Origin of the sequence: Brevibacterium luteolum (assembly GCF_013004595.1) — a bacterium.
GTDB classification, from domain to species: domain Bacteria; phylum Actinomycetota; class Actinomycetes; order Actinomycetales; family Brevibacteriaceae; genus Brevibacterium; species Brevibacterium luteolum.
In genome coordinates, this window is record NZ_JABEMC010000003.1 from 207,468 (window position 1) to 223,173 (window position 15,706).

The 15,706-nt window shown below is 66.9% G+C and carries 18 protein-coding genes and 1 tRNA gene; 11 read left to right on the forward strand and 8 right to left on the reverse strand.

Translation table 11 applies throughout. The annotated features are described in order from the left end of the window. Window positions 1–73: 73 nt before the first annotated feature. Window positions 74–2,833: a pyruvate dehydrogenase (acetyl-transferring), homodimeric type gene (gene aceE, locus HLA91_RS06455; RefSeq protein WP_204514188.1), complete on the reverse strand. Its 2,760-nt coding sequence runs from the start codon at window positions 2,831–2,833 to the stop codon at window positions 74–76. Window positions 2,834–3,115: 282 nt separating this feature from the next. On the opposite strand from aceE, the gene HLA91_RS06460 reads away from it, so the two are divergent. Both HLA91_RS06460 and HLA91_RS06465 read left to right on the forward strand, forming a co-directional pair. Then, window positions 3,116–3,562 carry a DUF3052 domain-containing protein gene (locus tag HLA91_RS06460; protein ID WP_102159892.1) on the forward strand — a complete coding sequence of 149 codons (447 nt, stop codon included), beginning with the start codon at window positions 3,116–3,118 and terminating at the stop codon, window positions 3,560–3,562. A gap of 138 nt (window positions 3,563–3,700) precedes the next feature. Next, a complete protein-coding gene (locus tag HLA91_RS06465) occupies window positions 3,701–4,096 on the forward strand; it encodes an HIT family protein (RefSeq protein ID WP_102159894.1) in 396 nt (131 codons plus the stop codon). Window positions 4,097–4,120: 24 nt separating this feature from the next. Here HLA91_RS06465 and HLA91_RS06470 read toward each other — a convergent pair. Then, window positions 4,121–4,197: transfer RNA gene (locus HLA91_RS06470), tRNA-Pro, on the reverse strand. A 75-nt stretch (window positions 4,198–4,272) separates the two neighbouring features. On the opposite strand from HLA91_RS06470, the gene HLA91_RS06475 reads away from it, so the two are divergent. The 9 genes from HLA91_RS06475 (at window position 4,273) to HLA91_RS06515 (ending at window position 8,996) form a co-directional block, all read left to right on the forward strand. Beyond that, a complete protein-coding gene (locus HLA91_RS06475; RefSeq protein WP_170274018.1) occupies window positions 4,273–4,731 on the forward strand; it encodes a TetR family transcriptional regulator in 459 nt (152 codons plus the stop codon). A 73-nt stretch (window positions 4,732–4,804) separates the two neighbouring features. Then, window positions 4,805–4,945, forward strand: a complete 141-nt coding sequence (locus tag HLA91_RS06480) for a hypothetical protein (protein WP_170274019.1) — start codon at window positions 4,805–4,807, stop codon at window positions 4,943–4,945. Window positions 4,946–5,146: 201 nt separating this feature from the next. After that, complete coding sequence (locus HLA91_RS06485) at window positions 5,147–5,302, forward strand: hypothetical protein (protein ID WP_170274020.1); 156 nt, start codon at window positions 5,147–5,149, stop codon at window positions 5,300–5,302. Window positions 5,303–5,328: 26 nt separating this feature from the next. Continuing rightward, window positions 5,329–5,763, forward strand: a complete 435-nt coding sequence (locus HLA91_RS06490) for a BlaI/MecI/CopY family transcriptional regulator (RefSeq protein ID WP_170274021.1) — start codon at window positions 5,329–5,331, stop codon at window positions 5,761–5,763. Window positions 5,764–5,766: 3 nt separating this feature from the next. Continuing rightward, window positions 5,767–6,603, forward strand: a complete 837-nt coding sequence (locus HLA91_RS06495; protein ID WP_170274022.1) for a M48 family metalloprotease — start codon at window positions 5,767–5,769, stop codon at window positions 6,601–6,603. Between the two features lie 105 nt (window positions 6,604–6,708). Next, window positions 6,709–7,242, forward strand: a complete 534-nt coding sequence (locus HLA91_RS06500) for an RNA polymerase sigma factor (RefSeq protein WP_170274023.1) — start codon at window positions 6,709–6,711, stop codon at window positions 7,240–7,242. Beyond that, window positions 7,239–7,832 (forward strand): methylated-DNA--[protein]-cysteine S-methyltransferase, encoded by a 594-nt coding sequence (locus tag HLA91_RS06505; protein ID WP_170274024.1) that lies wholly within the window; start codon window positions 7,239–7,241, stop codon window positions 7,830–7,832. Before HLA91_RS06500 ends, HLA91_RS06505 begins: the two co-directional genes overlap by 4 nt. After that, window positions 7,829–8,428 carry a DNA-3-methyladenine glycosylase I gene (locus HLA91_RS06510; RefSeq protein WP_170274025.1) on the forward strand — a complete coding sequence of 200 codons (600 nt, stop codon included), beginning with the start codon at window positions 7,829–7,831 and terminating at the stop codon, window positions 8,426–8,428. The genes HLA91_RS06505 and HLA91_RS06510 overlap by 4 nt, the downstream gene beginning before the upstream one ends. Window positions 8,429–8,486: 58 nt before the next feature. Next, the gene (locus HLA91_RS06515; protein WP_170274026.1) at window positions 8,487–8,996 is read left to right on the forward strand and encodes a DUF6841 family protein; all 510 of its coding nucleotides are present in this window, start codon (window positions 8,487–8,489) and stop codon (window positions 8,994–8,996) included. A gap of 6 nt (window positions 8,997–9,002) precedes the next feature. On the opposite strand, the gene HLA91_RS06520 is transcribed toward HLA91_RS06515, so the two are convergent. The 6 genes from HLA91_RS06520 to HLA91_RS06545 all read right to left on the reverse strand — a co-directional run bounded on the left by HLA91_RS06520 (window position 9,003) and on the right by HLA91_RS06545 (window position 15,699). Next, window positions 9,003–9,434 (reverse strand): NUDIX hydrolase, encoded by a 432-nt coding sequence (locus tag HLA91_RS06520; protein WP_239557045.1) that lies wholly within the window; start codon window positions 9,432–9,434, stop codon window positions 9,003–9,005. A gap of 4 nt (window positions 9,435–9,438) precedes the next feature. Further along, the gene (locus tag HLA91_RS06525) at window positions 9,439–11,073 is read right to left on the reverse strand and encodes an FAD-binding dehydrogenase (RefSeq protein ID WP_170274028.1); all 1,635 of its coding nucleotides are present in this window, start codon (window positions 11,071–11,073) and stop codon (window positions 9,439–9,441) included. Between the two features lie 55 nt (window positions 11,074–11,128). After that, on the reverse strand, window positions 11,129–11,860 hold the full coding sequence (locus HLA91_RS06530; RefSeq protein ID WP_170274029.1) for an IclR family transcriptional regulator: 732 nt from the start codon (window positions 11,858–11,860) through the stop codon (window positions 11,129–11,131). 49 nt (window positions 11,861–11,909) lie between these two features. Next, the gene (locus tag HLA91_RS06535; RefSeq protein WP_170274169.1) at window positions 11,910–13,124 is read right to left on the reverse strand and encodes an aminopeptidase P family protein; all 1,215 of its coding nucleotides are present in this window, start codon (window positions 13,122–13,124) and stop codon (window positions 11,910–11,912) included. 161 nt (window positions 13,125–13,285) lie between these two features. Beyond that, entirely contained in the window at window positions 13,286–14,683 is a 1,398-nt protein-coding gene (locus HLA91_RS06540; protein WP_170274170.1) for an MFS transporter, read from the reverse strand. A gap of 224 nt (window positions 14,684–14,907) precedes the next feature. Beyond that, the gene (locus HLA91_RS06545; RefSeq protein WP_170274030.1) at window positions 14,908–15,699 is read right to left on the reverse strand and encodes an ABC transporter permease; all 792 of its coding nucleotides are present in this window, start codon (window positions 15,697–15,699) and stop codon (window positions 14,908–14,910) included. Window positions 15,700–15,706 lie beyond the last annotated feature (7 nt).

Below are 15,706 nucleotides of genomic sequence, written 5' to 3' on the forward strand. Positions count from 1 at the left end.
GATTTGTTTACAAGACACAAAAGCGGGAGGGGTGTTCCCCTCCCGCTTCTGTGTGCTCAGCAACTGCGAGCGATCAGGCGCTGGCGCCCTCGGTCGAGCCGGTGGCGCCGGCCCGCGGATCGTCGAGCTGGTACTTCTTCGACGCCTCGGCAGCGAGCTTCGGATCGACGATGCCGAGGTCGCCGAGGCTGATGAGCGCCTGGACGACGACCGAAGGGGCATCGATGAGGAAGTGCCGGCGAGCAGCCGGGCGCGTATCAGAGATCGCGTAGCCGTCGGCGCCCAGCGACGTGAAGTGGCCGGGAACGTACTGGCGGATCATGTCCGGCACGGTCCGGGTGTGGTCGCTGGTGGCGATCACCGGGCCCTGGGCATCAGCCAGCTGCTGCGTGACAAACGGCACCCGCGCCTCGGCGTCGGGATCGAGCAGACGCTCGTCGTCACAGGCCAGGCCGTCACGGCGCAGCTCCTGCCACGAAGTCACCGACCACACATCGGCCGAGACGTTCCAGTCCTTCTCCAGCAGCTCCTGGGCCTCCAGGATCCACGGCACGCCCACACCCGAGGCGAGCAGCTGGACCTTCGGGCCGTCGAGCTTCGGTCCGTCCTTGAGCTTGTAGATGCCCTTGAGCACGCCTTCGACGTCGAGGTCCTCGGGCTCCTTGGGCTGGACCATCGGCTCGTTGTACATCGTGATGTAGTACATGACGTTCGGGTCGCGCCCGTCGTCCTCGCCGTACATCCGCTGCAGTCCGTCGCGCACGATGTGAGCCATCTCGTAGCCGTAGGCCGGGTCGTAGGAGATGATCGACGGGAAGGTTGAGGACAGCACATGGGAGTGCCCGTCGCCGTGCTGCAGGCCCTCGGCCACCAGCGTCGTGCGACCGGCGGTGGCGCCGAGGATGAAGCCGCGGGCCATCTGGTCGCAGGCTGCCCAGAAGGCGTCCCCGGTGCGCTGGAAGCCGAACATCGAGTAGAAGATGTAGAACGGGATCATCGGCTCGCCGTGTGCGGCATATGAGGTGCCGGCTGCGGTGAACGCGGCAGTCGAGCCGCCCTCGTTGATGCCCATGTGCAGCAGCTGTCCGTCAGTGGCCTCCTTGTAGGCCAGGAAGAGATCGCGGTCGACCGAGACGTAGTTCTGCCCGTGCGGGTTGTAGATCTTCGCGGTCGGGAAGAAGGAGTCCATGCCGAAAGTGCGGGCCTCATCCGGGATGATCGGCACGACGCGCTTGCCGAACTCCTTGTCGCGCATGAGGTCCTTGAGGATGCGCACGAATGCCATCGTCGTGGCGATCTCCTGCTTTCCCGATCCCTTCCGGGCGATGTCGTAGAGCTTGTCCTCCGGCAGCTTGACTGGCACGTGCTTGTCGCGGCGCTCGGGGCTGAAGCCGCCGAGCTGACGGCGCCGCTCGAGCATGTACTTGATCTCCGGGGCGTCGGAGCCCGGGTGGTAGTACGGCGGCAGCTGCGGGTTCTCCTCCAGATCCTTGTCCGAGATCGGAATCGAGAAGTGGTCGCGGATCATCTTGAGATCCTCCAGACCCATCTTCTTCATCTGGTGGGTGGCGTTGCGGGCCTCGAAGTGCGGCCCGAGCGAGTAGCCCTTGATCGTCTTGACGAGGATGACCGTCGGCTGGCCGGTGTGTTCGACAGCTGCCTTGTAGGCGGCGTAGACCTTGCGGTAGTCGTGGCCGCCGCGCTTGAGCTGCCAGATCTGCTCGTCGGTGTAGTCCTCGACGAGAGCCTTCGTGCGCGGATCACGGCCGAAGAAGTTGTCGCGGACGAACCCGCCGTCCTCGCCCTTGTAGGTCTGATAGTCACCGTCGGGGGTGTTGTTCATGAGGTTGACGAGCGCGCCGTCGCGGTCGCGGGCGAGCAGGGCATCCCATTCGCGTCCCCAAATGACCTTGACGACATTCCAGCCGGCGCCGCGGAAGAACGACTCGAGCTCCTGGATGATCTTGCCGTTGCCGCGCACCGGGCCGTCGAGACGCTGCAGGTTGCAGTTGATGACAAAGGTGAGGTTGTCGAGCTCCTCGTAGGCGGCGTACTGCAGCATGCCGCGGCTTTCGGGCTCGTCCATCTCGCCGTCGCCGAGGAACGCCCATACGCGCTGCTCGGAGGTGTCCTTGATGCCGCGGTTGTGCAGGTACTTGTTGAACTGCGCCTGCGCGATCGCGTTCATCGGGCCCAGGCCCATCGACACCGTCGGGTGCTCCCAGAAGTCCGGCATCTGGTGCGGGTGCGGGTAGGACGGAAGGCCGGCGGGCTTACCGTCGATCCAGTGCGAGGCCTGCTGGCGGAAGCCGTCGAGCTGGTCCTCGGTCAGGCGGCCTTCGAGATAGGCGCGGGCGTACATGCCCGGCGAGGCATGGCCCTGGTAGAAGACATGGTCTCCGCCGCCGGGGTGGTCCTTGCCGCGGAAGAAGTGGTTCTGGCCGACTTCGTACAGCGTGGCTGCCGAGGCGTAGGTCGAGATATGGCCGCCGACCTCGATGCCCGGCCGCTGGGCCCGGTGGACCATGACCGCCGCGTTCCAGCGGATCCAACGGCGGAACCGGCGCTCGACTTCCTCGTCACCGGGGAACCAGGGCTCATCCTCGGGGCCAATCGAGTTGATGTAGTCAGTCGCCGTGAGGCTGGGCACCCCGAGACTCTGCTCGCGGGCGCGCTGGATGAGGCTGAGCATGATGTAGCGGGCCCGGGAGCGACCGCCTTCGTCGACCAGCGAATCAAGGGAGTCGAGCCACTCCTGAGTTTCCTCGGGATCGACGTCTGGGACCTGGCTGGGCAGGCCGTTGAGGATGATTCCTCGCTTCTGATTGGCCACTTTCATGTCCTCTCGTAGGGACGGACTCACCGTCGGGCGGACGGCGGGCGGGGGACACACAGCGATCGTGGGCGCAGCGGCATCCCGCCCTTGGGGTTCGGTACCAACCCTAAGGCACATCGGGCTTCATTGTGGAATATATCCAACCACTATGTGGAAGTTTCAGCCGCATCATGGAAGTTCCAGTGTGTGCGGGTGCGAGCGGCGCCCCTGCGGCGAGAGAACGCGGCAGACCGGCCCGGACAGTTGCTCAGGGCAGGGAAGGGGGCAACAATATGGGATATGAGCACAACTCCTTCCGAAAGGACCCTTGCACAGGACGCGGATGCTGACAGCAGCGCTGCGAACACCCTCGGCCTCGCCCCCGGAAAGTACGTCCAGGAAATCGGCTATGACGATGATGTGGACTTCGACCTGCGAGACGAGATCGAGGCGGTGATCGGAGAGGAGATGGCAGACGAGGACGTCGACGATGTGTTCGACGTCGTCGTCATGTGGTGGCGCTCTGATGATCCCGATCTCATCGACGGCATCGTCGACGCGCAGACCACCCTGGCCGATGGCGGCATCATCTGGCTCCTGACCCCCAAAGCCAAGCGCGACGGGCACATCCCGCCCGGCGACATCACCAACGCAGCTCCGACCGCGGGAATGCATATGACGAAGACCATCAGCGCAGCACCCGACTGGTCCGGCTTCCGGCTCGAAGCCAAGAAGAACTTCAGCTGAGACTCTCCTCCGGGCAGTCAGGCACCTTGCCGGCTGCCCGGACTGCTGAGTGCACCCCATCCACAGCCACGCACCTGAGATCATCAACACCTCGGGCATGGCCGGCCCCACACCCAGTATCCGAAGGAGTGATGGAAAGTGGCGACGCTTTTCACCAAGATCATCAACGGCGAGATTCCCGGCGCCATCGTCTACGAAGACGACCGCTGTGTCGCGTTCCTCGACGCGCTGCCGCAGACCGAGGGCCACACCCTCGTCGTTCCCCGTGAGGAGATCTCCCACTGGATCGACGTGCCAGCAGACCTGCTCGCCCATCTCATGGACGTCGCCCAGCGCATCGGCGCGGCTCAGAAGAAGGCCTTCGACTGCGAGCGGATCGGCGTGCTCATCCAGGGCTATGAGGTTCCTCATACCCATGTGCACGTGTGGCCGACGAACTCCGTGGCCGACTTCGATATGCACAAGCGGGCCAGCGAAATGCAGGGCCCGGAAACACTGAAGCCGGTGGCCCAGCGGATCAGAGACGAACTCTGAGTCTCACCAGGCCACCGGCCGGATTGGTCGGGATAGCGGGATTCGAACCCACGACCTCCTCGTCCCGAACGAGGCGCGCTACCAAGCTGCGCTATATCCCGTCAGCGGAGACAACTATACCCCTAGAGATGCCGACGTCAAAAACCGCGTCTCCAGGCCCTGGAAGAGAGACCTGAATGGCGCTGTCGCAACAGGCGATCATCGACACATCGCTGCGGATCCTCTCGCGATTCGGCATGGGCGACCTGTCGATGCGCAGGCTCGCCCGCGAGCTCGACGTGCAGCCCTCGGCACTGTACTGGCACGTGAAGAACAAGCAGGACCTCTTCGTGCTGCTGGCCCGCCAGATGCTCGCCGTCGCCGTCGCCGAGGCGGAGGGCACCGAGGCCGCCGATCTCGCCTGGGCGCTGCGCACCGTGCTGCTGCGCTACCGCGACGGAGCCGAGATCTACGCCCTCGGCCTCGCACTCGAAGGCGACGAGCTCATCCCAGAGCCCATCCGGGAGCGTGGGGGAGAGACGCTGATGGACTACATCGTCGGCGCCCTCATCATCGAACAGCACCGCACGGACTTCGACCGTCAGGACCCGGCTGCCGGGGCCCGGTTCAAACGCGGCGTCAGTCAGCTTTTGTGAGACCGGCAGGCAGCCACCCTGGACGGTGACGATGCAGGTGACCGAGTCCAGCAGCATATGCGACGATGGCAGTATGACGACACGCCTTCGCACCCGCACTGCCGCTGCCGTTGCCCTCGGCGCCCTGCTGCTCACCGCCTATGGTCAGGACCCCGAGGAAGATCCGCCGACACTTGGCTCCGACGACGCCACCACTGCCGAGGCGAGCGCTTAGCCGACCGGCACCGCCAGCGACGACGCTGCCGATGACACGAACGACGACGCTGGCGACGATGCGACTGCCGGCGGTACTGGCGATGAGAACGCCACAGCAGAGCTGCCCGAGGTCTCAGCTGATACCTGTGCTGCCTTCGAGGATTTCGAGAGCGGCTTCCCCGACAACGTCGATGCCGATCCGGAGGTAGCCGCCTCGTGGATGGAGGAGCAGCCCGATGCAGGCGATGAGCAGTACCGCGGTCAGCTCAAGGGCCTGGCCGAGGCCACCCGCGCCTACGGTGAGGGCAACAAACCCCTGAAGGGACTCGAAGGCCAGTTGCGCGGTCTGCAGGAGCACTGCTCGCACGGGGGCTGATATCATCCGACCCAGGAGGGTGAGCGATGACAGGACTCAACAGCCGGCGCGAGCGCGGCGAACTCGAAGCTGAGGTCATGGAGATCCTCTGGGATGCCGACGAACAGCTGAGCGCCAACGACGTCAGCGAGCGCTTCGCCGGACGCAAGCCGAACTACTCGACGATCATGACGACCCTTGAGCGCCTCGAGCGCAAGGACATGGTCGTGCGCTCTGACCCCTCACCGCGCAAGATCCGCTTCCGCGCCGCACAGAGCCGCGACGCCTACGCCAGCGACCGGATGGTCAGCGTGCTGTCCTCCTCCGGTGACCGGCAGGCCACCCTCATGGCCTTCGCCGGGCACTTAAGCGACACCGACCTCGACGTGCTGCGCTCCTCGCTGCAGCAGGCGCAGACCCGGCACGCCCGCAAGGACGCCGCCCGCGCCGCTGCACGGAAACGAGACCGCAGGCGCAGCTGAGCGATGCTCACGCTCCTAGCCCTCAGCGCGGCCGCCACCGCAGCCCTCATCTTCACGACCCCCCGCCTGCTGGCACCGGGCTCATGGGCGCTGCGCCACCCCGCCACCGCGCTGCGGCTGTGGATGGCCTCCCTCGTCGCCGCCATCATCGGGCTCATCACCACGGTGCTGTCCGGTGTGCTGGCGATCGTCACTGCTGTCGCCGGCTACCTGCATCCGGCCCACCTGCTTATCCCAGTCGCCGTCAGCGCCGTCATGATCGCCGCAGCCGCTGTGTGGTTCCGGCTCAAGCACCGCCACCACGCCAGCGTGCGCTCTGTGCATGCCGCCGTCGCAGCACTCGAACCGCACATCATCTCCCGCAGCCAGCGCGAGGCGTTCGTCTTAGCCCGCGTCGGGTCACCAGAGGTGTTCTCCTACGCCGTGGCCCGCACGCCCGCCGAGGCAGGAGTCGGGTCCCGGCCGATGGTCATCGTCTCCACCGGGATGCAGCAGCTGCTCACCGAGGCCCAGCTGCAGACGATCATCGCCCACGAATACGCCCACGTCCGCTGCGGACACGAGACGATCCTGCGCACGGCTGCCCTGACAGCAGCGATGACGCCACCGGCGCTGCGCTACGGGCAGGCGATGCAGCGCTCCGTCACCCTGCTCGTCGAACTGGCAGCCGACGACATCGCCGCCGACCGGGCCGGTGCCGTTCACCTTGCCAATGCGCTGGCCGCCGTGTCAGCACAGACCGGTGACCCTTCTCTCGACCTGCGCGCCGAACGCCTGACACTCGGGGAGTGGACGCTGACCCACCGGCTCACGGTGCCCGCGGACTTCCGTGTCGCCTGAGCCAGCCACCGCCTCGGGAACGGGGTTCGGCACGCTGGCGCCGGCGTCGACCTCACACTTTCGCCCGCCGCTGCGTCTGCGCAGTGAGAGGAGGGAGTGAGCCACATGCATGAGCCATTCGAACCGGTCATCCGCGCCCACGGGGCAACGGTCATGCGGGTGTGCCTGGCCGTACTCGCCGGGCGCGGCGGGACGACGCACGATGCCGATGACGCGTGGGCGGAGACGTTCGTGGCGGCACTGCGCGCCTGGCCGGACCTCGACGCCGACGCCAATGTCGAAGCGTGGCTCGTGCGCATCGCCCAGCGCAAAGCCATCGACGTCCTGCGCGCCCGCTCCCGCCGCCGCGACGACCCGGTCGGCGATGACCACCCGGTCGCGGCAGACTGTGATCCGGCCGCCAGCTCGGAGACAGCAGAGATCTGGACCCACGTAGCCCGGCTTCCGGACCGGCAGCGTGAAGCCATCGGTTACCACTACCTCGGCGGGCTCACCCACGTGCAGACCGCCGAGCTCACCGGAAGCACACCCGCTGCCGTCCGGCGGGCCGCCGCCGACGGCATCGCCGCCCTGCGCAGACGCCTCGACAGCGAGGGGGTCGGCACCGGCCACCTGGCAGAGAACGGAGCATCCTCATGAAAGACCTCAGCCACCTCTTCCCACTCGACGAAGAGCACATGCGCCGCGTACGCCAGCTGCTCGACGACCACGCCGGAGACGCCGGACTCGTCGATGTCGGCTACACCATCATCGACTCGCCGATCGGCGCACTGCTGCTGGCGGCCACCCCGACAGGGCTGGTGCGCGTGGCCTTCGACGGCGAAGACCACGACGCGGTGCTCGCTGAACTGGCAGAGAAGATCAGCCCACGCGTCCTGGAAGCAGATGCGCAGCTGGCGCCGATCGCCGCCCAGGTCGAGGAGTACTTCGCCGGGCAGCGACGCGAATTCGACATCCCGCTCGACCGGCGCCTGTCGACCGGCTTCCGCCGCGAGGTTCAGCGTCAGCTCTCCGAGATCCCCTACGGCACCACTCAAAGCTACAGCGAGGTCGCAGCTGCGGTCGGCCAGCCGACGGCCGTGCGCGCGGTCGGCACCGCATGCGCCCAGAACCCGATCCCGCTCATCGTGCCCTGCCACCGAGTACTGCGCTCTGACGGCAGCCTTGGCGGCTATCGCGGCGGGCTGCCAGCCAAACAGCAGCTGCTCGAACTGGAGGCCGCTGCATGAGCGCGACGACAGGGCTCGTCATCGGTTCCGATGGGCTGGCCCGCCCGGCCTGGGCGGCCACCGACCCGCTCCTGCAGCACTACTACGACACCGAATGGGGCATGCCAGTCAGAGATGAGGCCGGGCTGTTCGAACGCATCAGCTTAGAGGCCTTCCAGGCAGGCCTGTCGTGGGCGACAGTGCTGCGCAAACGGGAGGCCTTCCGTAAGGTGTTCGCTGGCTTCGATCCCGACACAGTTGCTCGGTACTCGGAGGCCGATGTGACTCAGTTGCTCGATGATGCGCGGATCATCCGGAATTCCGCCAAGATCCGCGCCACAATCACCAACGCCCAGGCGACGATCGACCTGCGGACCGACGGCGGGCTGCCCGATCTCATCTGGTCGTTCCAGCCGGCAGAGACCCCGCGACCGCGTACGGTCGATGAGATCCCGACCTCGTCCGCAGAATCGGCGGCCCTAGCGAAGGCGCTCAAAGCCCGCGGGTTCCGGTTCGTCGGCCCGACGAGCGCCTATGCGCTCATGGAGGCCATCGGCATGGTCGACACGCACCTCATCGGCTCCCACCGACGCGGGGCCTCCGGCATCTGGGATTGAGCGTCTGCCTGGCGGCAGCACCCTCGACGAACCGGCGGCACCGGCCTACCGTGGAAGCATGACGGACGACCAGCTCATCGGCCGGAGCGCAGACGAGAAGACTCGCGCCCAGGTCAACGCATTCCTGCACGCCTATGGCGCTTCACTGCGCACTTTCGACGCGGACACGAGCGCTGGCCTGTGGGGTGAACCGGGCATGGTCATCAGCGATGAATTCGCCGGCGTGCTCGATTCCCGGGAGGAGATGGCTGCAGGCCTCCAGCAGGGCTATCCCCGCTACCAGCAGCGCGGATTGGCCGATATCGCCCATGAGCTGCTCGGCTGCCGGGCGATCACCGACAAGCTCATCCTCGCTGATGTGCGCTGGCTGTTCTACGACAGCCAGGGGCGGTTGCTGACCGAAGGCCTCTATGTCTACCTGATGCGCCGCGATCGCGACGGGCTGCGCGCCTACACTGCGGTCGCCGTCGACGAGGCCGAGCGGATCAATGAGCTCACCTGCCGGCAGGCCGCTGCGGCGCTCGAAGCCAAACGCCACGCAGGCGGGGCAGAGGGCAGTCAGGGCTGACGTCATTCAGTCGGTGTCGAAGACGCCGCTGTCATACAGCAGCCGATCGAGATTCGGAGTCAGCGTGAGTGCCGCCAGCTCCTCGGCTGTCACCCAGCGTGCATCAGCGGCATCATCACGTGCACGCAGCTGACCGCCGGTGACCGTGGCAGCGAAATCCCGGACACGGTAGATGCGATTCTCACCAGCTGGAATGTCGAGGCTCGGCAGCTGCCTACCGATGGCCACCTCAAGACCGGTCTCCTCGGCTACCTCGCGGGCGGCGGCCTGCTGCCAGGTCTCACCCGGCTCGACCTTCCCGCCGGGCAGTGACCAGCGGCCGCGGTGCGGTTGCGAACCCCGCAGCACGAGCAGCACCCGGCCACGGCCATCGGTGACGACCGCGCCTGCCGCAGGCACCACCTCGGGACCGGAGGCGGCATCACCACGAGTGTCCATCGGCTCAGCCATGGGCCGCCGCGCGGCCGGCGATCCGGCCGGAGAACAGACAGCCGCCGAGGAACGTGCCCTCCAGCGACCGGTGACCGTGCATGCCGCCACCGCCGAAGCCGGCAGCCTCACCCGCCGCGAACAACCCCGAGATCGGAGTGCCGGAGGCGTCGAGAACGCGAGCGTCGAGATCCGTGTGCAGCCCGCCGAGGGTCTTGCGGGTCAGCGTGCGCAGGCGGACAGCGATGAGCGGACCGGCGGCCGGGTCGGTGAGCCGGTGCGGGGCAGCAGTGCGCATGAGCCGATCACCCCGGTAGCCGCGGGCATCGCGGATCGCAGCCAGCTGCGCATCCTTGCCGAAACCGTTGGCTAGCTGGTCGTCGCGGGCGGCGATGAGCTCGCCGATTGCTGCGGCATCGAGTGCGTGGTCCGGTTCGAGCCGGTTCATCTGGCCGACGAGATCGGGAACTGTCGCAGCAGTGAGGAAGTCCTCGCCGTGGCGCAGGAAATCGGCCACCGGTCCGGGCGGCCCGGAGCCGAGGCGGCCGGCGAGCTTGCGGACCGAACGGCCGGTGAGATCGGGGTTCTGCTCTGAACCGGAGAGCGCGAACTCCTTGGAGATGATCCGCTCATTGAGGATGAACCAGGAATGCTCATGCCCGCCGGCCCGCAGGTGGCCGAGTGTGCCGAGCGTGTCGAAGCCGGGCAAGTTCGGGGCCGGCAGGCGGTTGCCTGCGGCATCGAGCCACAGGGAGGAGGGCCCGGGCAGGATCCGGATGCCGTGGCCGGGCCAGATCGGGTTCCAGTTGCGGATCCCCTCGACGTAGTGCCACATGCGGTCAGGGGCGTGGATGTGTGCGCCTGCCGCCTGCGCGACGGGGAACATCGACCCGTCGACGTAGGCCGGCACGCCGGTGAGCATCGACTCCGGGGCGGCGCCCAGACGCGTGGGCCAGGCGGAGCGTACGAGTTCGTGGCGCCCGCCGATCCCACCGGAAGCGATGATGACGGCATCGGCAGCGATCGAGAAGTCGCCGACCGCCTCGGACGTTGTGGGCCTCCCGCGCGGGGCAGGGTCATCTGCGAGCATGTGCCCGGCAACCCCGGTGATCCCGGCAGGTGAGCGGGTGAGCTCGGTGACCTTGTGCCGGAAGCGGGGGATGAGTCGGCCGGTGCGCACGTGCTCCTTGGCGCTGATCAGGAACGGTTCGACGACCCCGGGCCCGGTGCCCCAGGTGATGTGGAAGCGCGGCACCGAATTGCCGTGCCCGTCAGCCCGGCCGTCACCGCGCTCAGCCCAGCCGACGATCGGGAAGAGCCGGTGCCCCTTGGCCGCCAGCCAGGCGCGCTTCTCACCGGCGGCGAACTCCAGGTAGGCCTCCGCCCAGCAGCGCGGCCACACATCGGACTCATCGAAGCCGGCAGTCGACATCCAGTCGCGGTGGGCGAGGTCAAGGGAGTCGCGGATGCCCATCCGCCGCTGTTCGGGCGAGTCGATGAGGAACAGCCCGCCGAAGGACCAGTAGGCCTGCCCGCCGAGGTTGTTCTCCGACTCCTGATCGAGAAGCGTGACGGTCGCCCCAGCCTCGCAGGCCTCGGTGGCGGCGACCATACCGGCCAGTCCCGAACCGATGACGACGATGTGCATGACGCCTCCCTCCCTCGTCTGGCATCAGCTTACGTCAGGCAGCTTACGCAGATGATCAGCTGCGGTGACCCAGGCGCATCGACAGGTCCGCTGCCGCAGCCGCGCAGGCATCCCCGAGCTCGCCGATCCGGTCATCGGGCACCCGGTACAGGGGAGCAGCGATGATGATGGCTGCGACGAGTTCGCCGCGGTGATCGCGGACCCCAGCGGCGATGCCGACGACGTCTGGAGAGGTCGCGGCATGGTTGACGGCGTAACCGCGCGTGCGCACCTCCTCCAAACGCTCGGCGAGTCCCGGTTCTGTGTGCTGGCCGCTGACCTCCGCCTCGGCGGCGAAGACCTGCACCGAGGCGGAGTCGAGGTTGGTGTAGCGGGTGCCGAGCGGCACAGTGTGCTTGATGATCTGGGTGCTGGCCACCTGCTCGACGACGACCGCCTCAGCAGCACTCCACACCGTCAGTGCGGCAGTCTCCCCGGTCGACACGCTGAGCTCGGTGAGCACGGGGAGTGCGAAGCGGCGGATGTCAAGGGTCGCGAGCATCGGTCCGGCGATGGCAAGCAGGCCGAGTCCGAGCCGGTACTTCTTCGAATGCGGATCCTGCTCGACGACCTCTTCGGCTTCAAGTGCGGAGAGGATGCGTGAGACAGAGGACTTGTGCAGGTCGAGGCGGGCTGCCAGCTCCGTGACACCGAGCAGCGGCTCGTCGACGGAGAAGCAGCGCAGCACTGCCAGGATGTTCGCGGTCACGGACCTGCCGCGCCCGGCTGCCGGATCGGACTCTCGCATCGTCTTCCTCCTTGTCAACAGCCTAGCGGGCGCGGCAGGTCACTGCTGGTCACAGAATGTTGTGCTCAGGTCCGAACGGGAACCCGGTGATGTTGCGGGCACCGTTCTCTTCGACGACGAGGATGTCGTGCTCGCGGTATCCGCCGGCACCCGGCTGGCCTTCGGGGATCGTGATCATCGGCTCCATGGAGACGACCATGCTCGGTTCGATGACGGTGTCGATGTCCTCGCGCAGCTCCAGGCCGGCCTCACGGCCGTAGTAGTGGCTGAGCACTCCGAAGGAGTGCCCGTAGCCGAAGGTGCGGTTGGGCAGCAGCCCGGCGTCGGCGTAGATGAGGTTGAGCTCAGCGGCGATCTCCGAGCACACCGCGCCGGGGCGGATGAGCTCCAGACCGGCCTCATGCACCTCGACGTTCGTCTTCCACAGCTGCAGGCTGCGCTCATCCGGCTCGCCGAGGAACAGTGTGCGCTCGAGTGCCGTGTAGTAGCCCGAGCTCATCGGGAAGCAGTTGAGCGAGAGGATGTCGCCGTGCTCAAGCTTGCGGGTGGTCGCCCAATTGTGCGCCCCGTCGGTGTTGATTCCGGACTGGAACCATACCCAGGTGTCGCGGATCTCGGAGTCGGGGAAGGTGCGGGCGATCTCGTGGACCATCGCCTCGGTGCCGATGAGGGCGACCTCGTATTCGCTGATGCCCTCCCGGATCGCCTCGCGCACGGCATATCCGCCGATGTCGGCGATCCGTGCGCCATGCGTGATGACCTCGATCTCCTCGGCTGACTTCACCATCCGCTGCCGCGTCGCCGCCGCACTGATGTCGACGAGCTCGGCATCCGGCAGCGCTGCTTGCAGCTTCGCGTGCTGGTCGAGGGTGAGGAAGTCGTACTCGACGCCGATCCGGCGGGTGCGGATGCCGCGCTGGCGCAGGGCTTCGGTGATGCCGAAGAAGTAGTTGTCCCGCCGCCAGTCGGTGTAGACGATGTTCTCTCCGTGGCTGCGCCGCCACGGCATCCCGGCGTCGATGTTCGCGGTCACCGACACCGAATCCTCTGGCGTGACGACGAGCGCATACGAGCGGCCGAAGGAGGTGAAGAGGAAGTCGGAGTAGTACTTGATCCCGTGATACGAGGTCAGCACGACGACGTCGCAGTCCTGTTCGGCCATGATGTCGCGCAGCCCGCCGAGCCGGCGTTCGAACTCGGCAGGAGAGAAGGTCAGCGGCACCTTCTGGCCGTTGTGCATGATCTTCAGCCGTTCGGCCGCCATGGCCTCCGCCGCCGAGGCGGGGGTCGCCTGCGGCGGATCGGCTGGGTTGGGTGCCCCGGCCGTGGTAGGAGGAGTGGCCGTGTGGGGTGCGGTGAAGGACATGTGAGTCTCCTTTCGGGCAGGATCGGGTTGGGTGTGGACCAGTGGTGGTGCTGTGGTGGTCAGTCGTGTTCGAGCGGTTTGCGGAAGGTCTCCTTCGCCAGGGCCACTGCGATGAGGGAGACGAGCGCTGCGGCGACGAGGTACCAGGCCGGTGCGAGATCCGAGCCGCTGGCCGCGATGAGGAAGGTCGCCATGAACGGGGCGGTGCCGCCGAAGAGCGCATTCGACAGGTTGAAGCACACTGCGAAGCCGGAGTAGCGCACGCGGGTCGGGAACTGCTCGGCCAGGAAGCTCGGCAGGGTGCCGTCGTTGAGGGTCAGCAGAGCACCGAGTGCCACCTGGACGCAGAGGATGAGCACGAAGATTCCGGTGTCGAGCACCATGAACAGCGGCACCGTCAGCAGCATGAACAGCACCGAGGCGGAGATGAGGACCTTCTTGCGGCCGAGCCGGTCGGACAGCAATCCGGTGAGCAGGATGAAGCCGATGTAGGTCAGCAGCGCCACAGTCGTCGAGAGGTTCGACAGGGTCGGGCTGAGCTTGACGACCTCGGTGAGGTAGGTCGGCATGTAGCTTAAGAGCAGATAGAAGCCCACGGCGTTGAGCAGCACGGCTCCGGAGGCGAGGATGAGCACCTTCCAGTACTTCTTGAACAGGTCTCCGGCAGGTGCCTTGATCGCCTCGTCCTCGGCGGCCATCTCCTTGAACACCGGGGTGTCTTCGAGCTTCGTGCGGATGTAGCGGCCGATGAGGCCCATCGGGGCGGCGAGCAGGAACGGGATCCGCCAGCCCCAGTCAGAGAGTTGATCGGGGGAGAGGACGCCGTAGAGGAGTGCGGCGATGAGCGAGCCCATGAGCAGTCCGGTCGCCGTCGAGGCCGGCACGATCGCGGCGTAGATCCCGCGGCGGTGGGGTGGGGCGTATTCGACGAGGAAGGCCGAGGCTCCGGCATACTCACCGGAGGCGGAGAAGCCCTGGACGACGCGCATGATGAGCAGCAGGACCGGCGCCCAGAACCCGATGGTCGCATACCCGGGGATGAGGGCGATGCAGAAGGTCGCCAGCGACATCAGCAGGATCGACCAGCTCAATGCCACGCGCCGGCCGACCCGGTCGCCGAGGTGACCCCAGAAGAATCCGCCGATCGGTCGGATGAGGAAGCTGATGGCGAAGAGTGCGAACGTCGAGAGCAGTGCCACCTGGCGGTCGCTTTCGGGGAAGAACACCACGGCGATCGTGGTGGCGAGGTAGCCGTAGACGGCGTAGTCGAACCATTCGACGAAGTTGCCGATGAAGCTGGCGGCGATGACGCGGCGGCGGGTGGCCCGGTCGACACCGTCTGGGTGTGTGCGTCCCTGTCCGCTGAGCGTGGGGCCGTAGGCTCCCGAGGTGCTGCGCACCGGGTGCGGTCGGGTTCCGTCGGGGACGGTGTCAGGACTGGGGGCTTTCGGTTCCATGACCATGGCTTCCTCCTTTGGAAGCAGAAAACTCGTGAGTTGCAATCAATGCAACAGCGTTGCGTTAACTGTAGGTGTGGTGCAGGTCACGGTCAAGGATTGGATGGGAGGAAGCGCACGCCTCGCACGTCTGGCGGTGATTGTCCTGGTGAGCGACACGACAACGGTCCGGCATCGTCTCGGATGCCGGACCGTCTGTTGCGAGGGTGATTGAGGGGAGTGGGTCAGGAGAAGCGGCGGCCCTCATCGCGGCGGTGCGCCCACACGGCGGCGATGATGAGCGGGACGAGCCAGCCGAGCCACACGACGACATTGAGCATGTCGACCGAGCCCTCGCCGATGAGTGCGGTGACGGCATCGCGGCCGGGGCGGGCCGGGGTGAACTCGGAGATCGCGTTGAGCCAGCCGGGCATCGCCTGCACCGGCAGGATGAGACCGCCGACTGCGGCGAAGGGCAGGAAGGCGATCTGGGTGATCGCCACCGCAGCCTTCGGTGTGGCGAGGTAGCCGATGAGCAGCCCGCCGAAGAGGAACGGCAGCGCTGCCAGGATCCATGCCGGGATGAGCGCGGGCAGACGCCACCAGCCCAGCTCACCGGCAGCGAATGGCTCGAGGACCGGGCTGGCGGCCATCGCGACGATGAACAGCGGCACGACGGCGATGAGCACGACGATAACCGCCACCGCCACGCGGGCGGAGAAGAACGGGCCTGGGCCGGCCGGCAGGGTGCGCAGGTAGTTCGACCATTCGGCCTTGCGTTCCTCGGCGATGCCGATGCCGTAGTTGAACAGGAACGTGCTCACCACGCCCATGAGCCCGAGCTGGGCGACACCGGCCAAGGCGACGGCTGCCTGCTGGTCGGCAGGGGTGCCGTCCATAAACGGCAGGAAGAAGATCGCGAAGACCATGACGGGGAAGACGGCTGCGGAGATGACGACGACGGGCACGCGCAGGGTGTCGCGGGTGCGGTAGATGAGATGCGGGAGGTATAGAGCCGGGGCGGCGGTGGTGGACATGGCTGCT

Bases quoted from the DNA above. Each gene is read 5' to 3' on its own strand.
- HLA91_RS06460 (WP_102159892.1), top strand. From the start codon at position 3,116: ATGAGCACAACTCCTTCCGAAAGGACCCTTGCACAGGACGCGGATGCT.
- HLA91_RS06475 (WP_170274018.1), top strand. From the start codon at position 4,273: ATGGCGCTGTCGCAACAGGCGATCATCGACACATCGCTGCGGATCCTC.
- HLA91_RS06480 (WP_170274019.1), top strand. From the start codon at position 4,805: ATGACGACACGCCTTCGCACCCGCACTGCCGCTGCCGTTGCCCTCGGC.
- HLA91_RS06485 (WP_170274020.1), top strand. From the start codon at position 5,147: ATGGAGGAGCAGCCCGATGCAGGCGATGAGCAGTACCGCGGTCAGCTC.
- HLA91_RS06490 (WP_170274021.1), top strand. From the start codon at position 5,329: ATGACAGGACTCAACAGCCGGCGCGAGCGCGGCGAACTCGAAGCTGAG.
- HLA91_RS06495 (WP_170274022.1), top strand. From the start codon at position 5,767: ATGCTCACGCTCCTAGCCCTCAGCGCGGCCGCCACCGCAGCCCTCATC.
- HLA91_RS06500 (WP_170274023.1), top strand. From the start codon at position 6,709: ATGCATGAGCCATTCGAACCGGTCATCCGCGCCCACGGGGCAACGGTC.
- HLA91_RS06505 (WP_170274024.1), top strand. From the start codon at position 7,239: ATGAAAGACCTCAGCCACCTCTTCCCACTCGACGAAGAGCACATGCGC.
- HLA91_RS06510 (WP_170274025.1), top strand. From the start codon at position 7,829: ATGAGCGCGACGACAGGGCTCGTCATCGGTTCCGATGGGCTGGCCCGC.
- HLA91_RS06515 (WP_170274026.1), top strand. From the start codon at position 8,487: ATGACGGACGACCAGCTCATCGGCCGGAGCGCAGACGAGAAGACTCGC.
- HLA91_RS06520 (WP_239557045.1), bottom strand. From the start codon at position 9,434: ATGGACACTCGTGGTGATGCCGCCTCCGGTCCCGAGGTGGTGCCTGCG.
- HLA91_RS06525 (WP_170274028.1), bottom strand. From the start codon at position 11,073: ATGCACATCGTCGTCATCGGTTCGGGACTGGCCGGTATGGTCGCCGCC.
- HLA91_RS06530 (WP_170274029.1), bottom strand. From the start codon at position 11,860: ATGCGAGAGTCCGATCCGGCAGCCGGGCGCGGCAGGTCCGTGACCGCG.
- HLA91_RS06535 (WP_170274169.1), bottom strand. From the start codon at position 13,124: ATGGCGGCCGAACGGCTGAAGATCATGCACAACGGCCAGAAGGTGCCG.
- HLA91_RS06540 (WP_170274170.1), bottom strand. From the start codon at position 14,683: ATGGAACCGAAAGCCCCCAGTCCTGACACCGTCCCCGACGGAACCCGA.
- HLA91_RS06545 (WP_170274030.1), bottom strand. From the start codon at position 15,699: ATGTCCACCACCGCCGCCCCGGCTCTATACCTCCCGCATCTCATCTAC.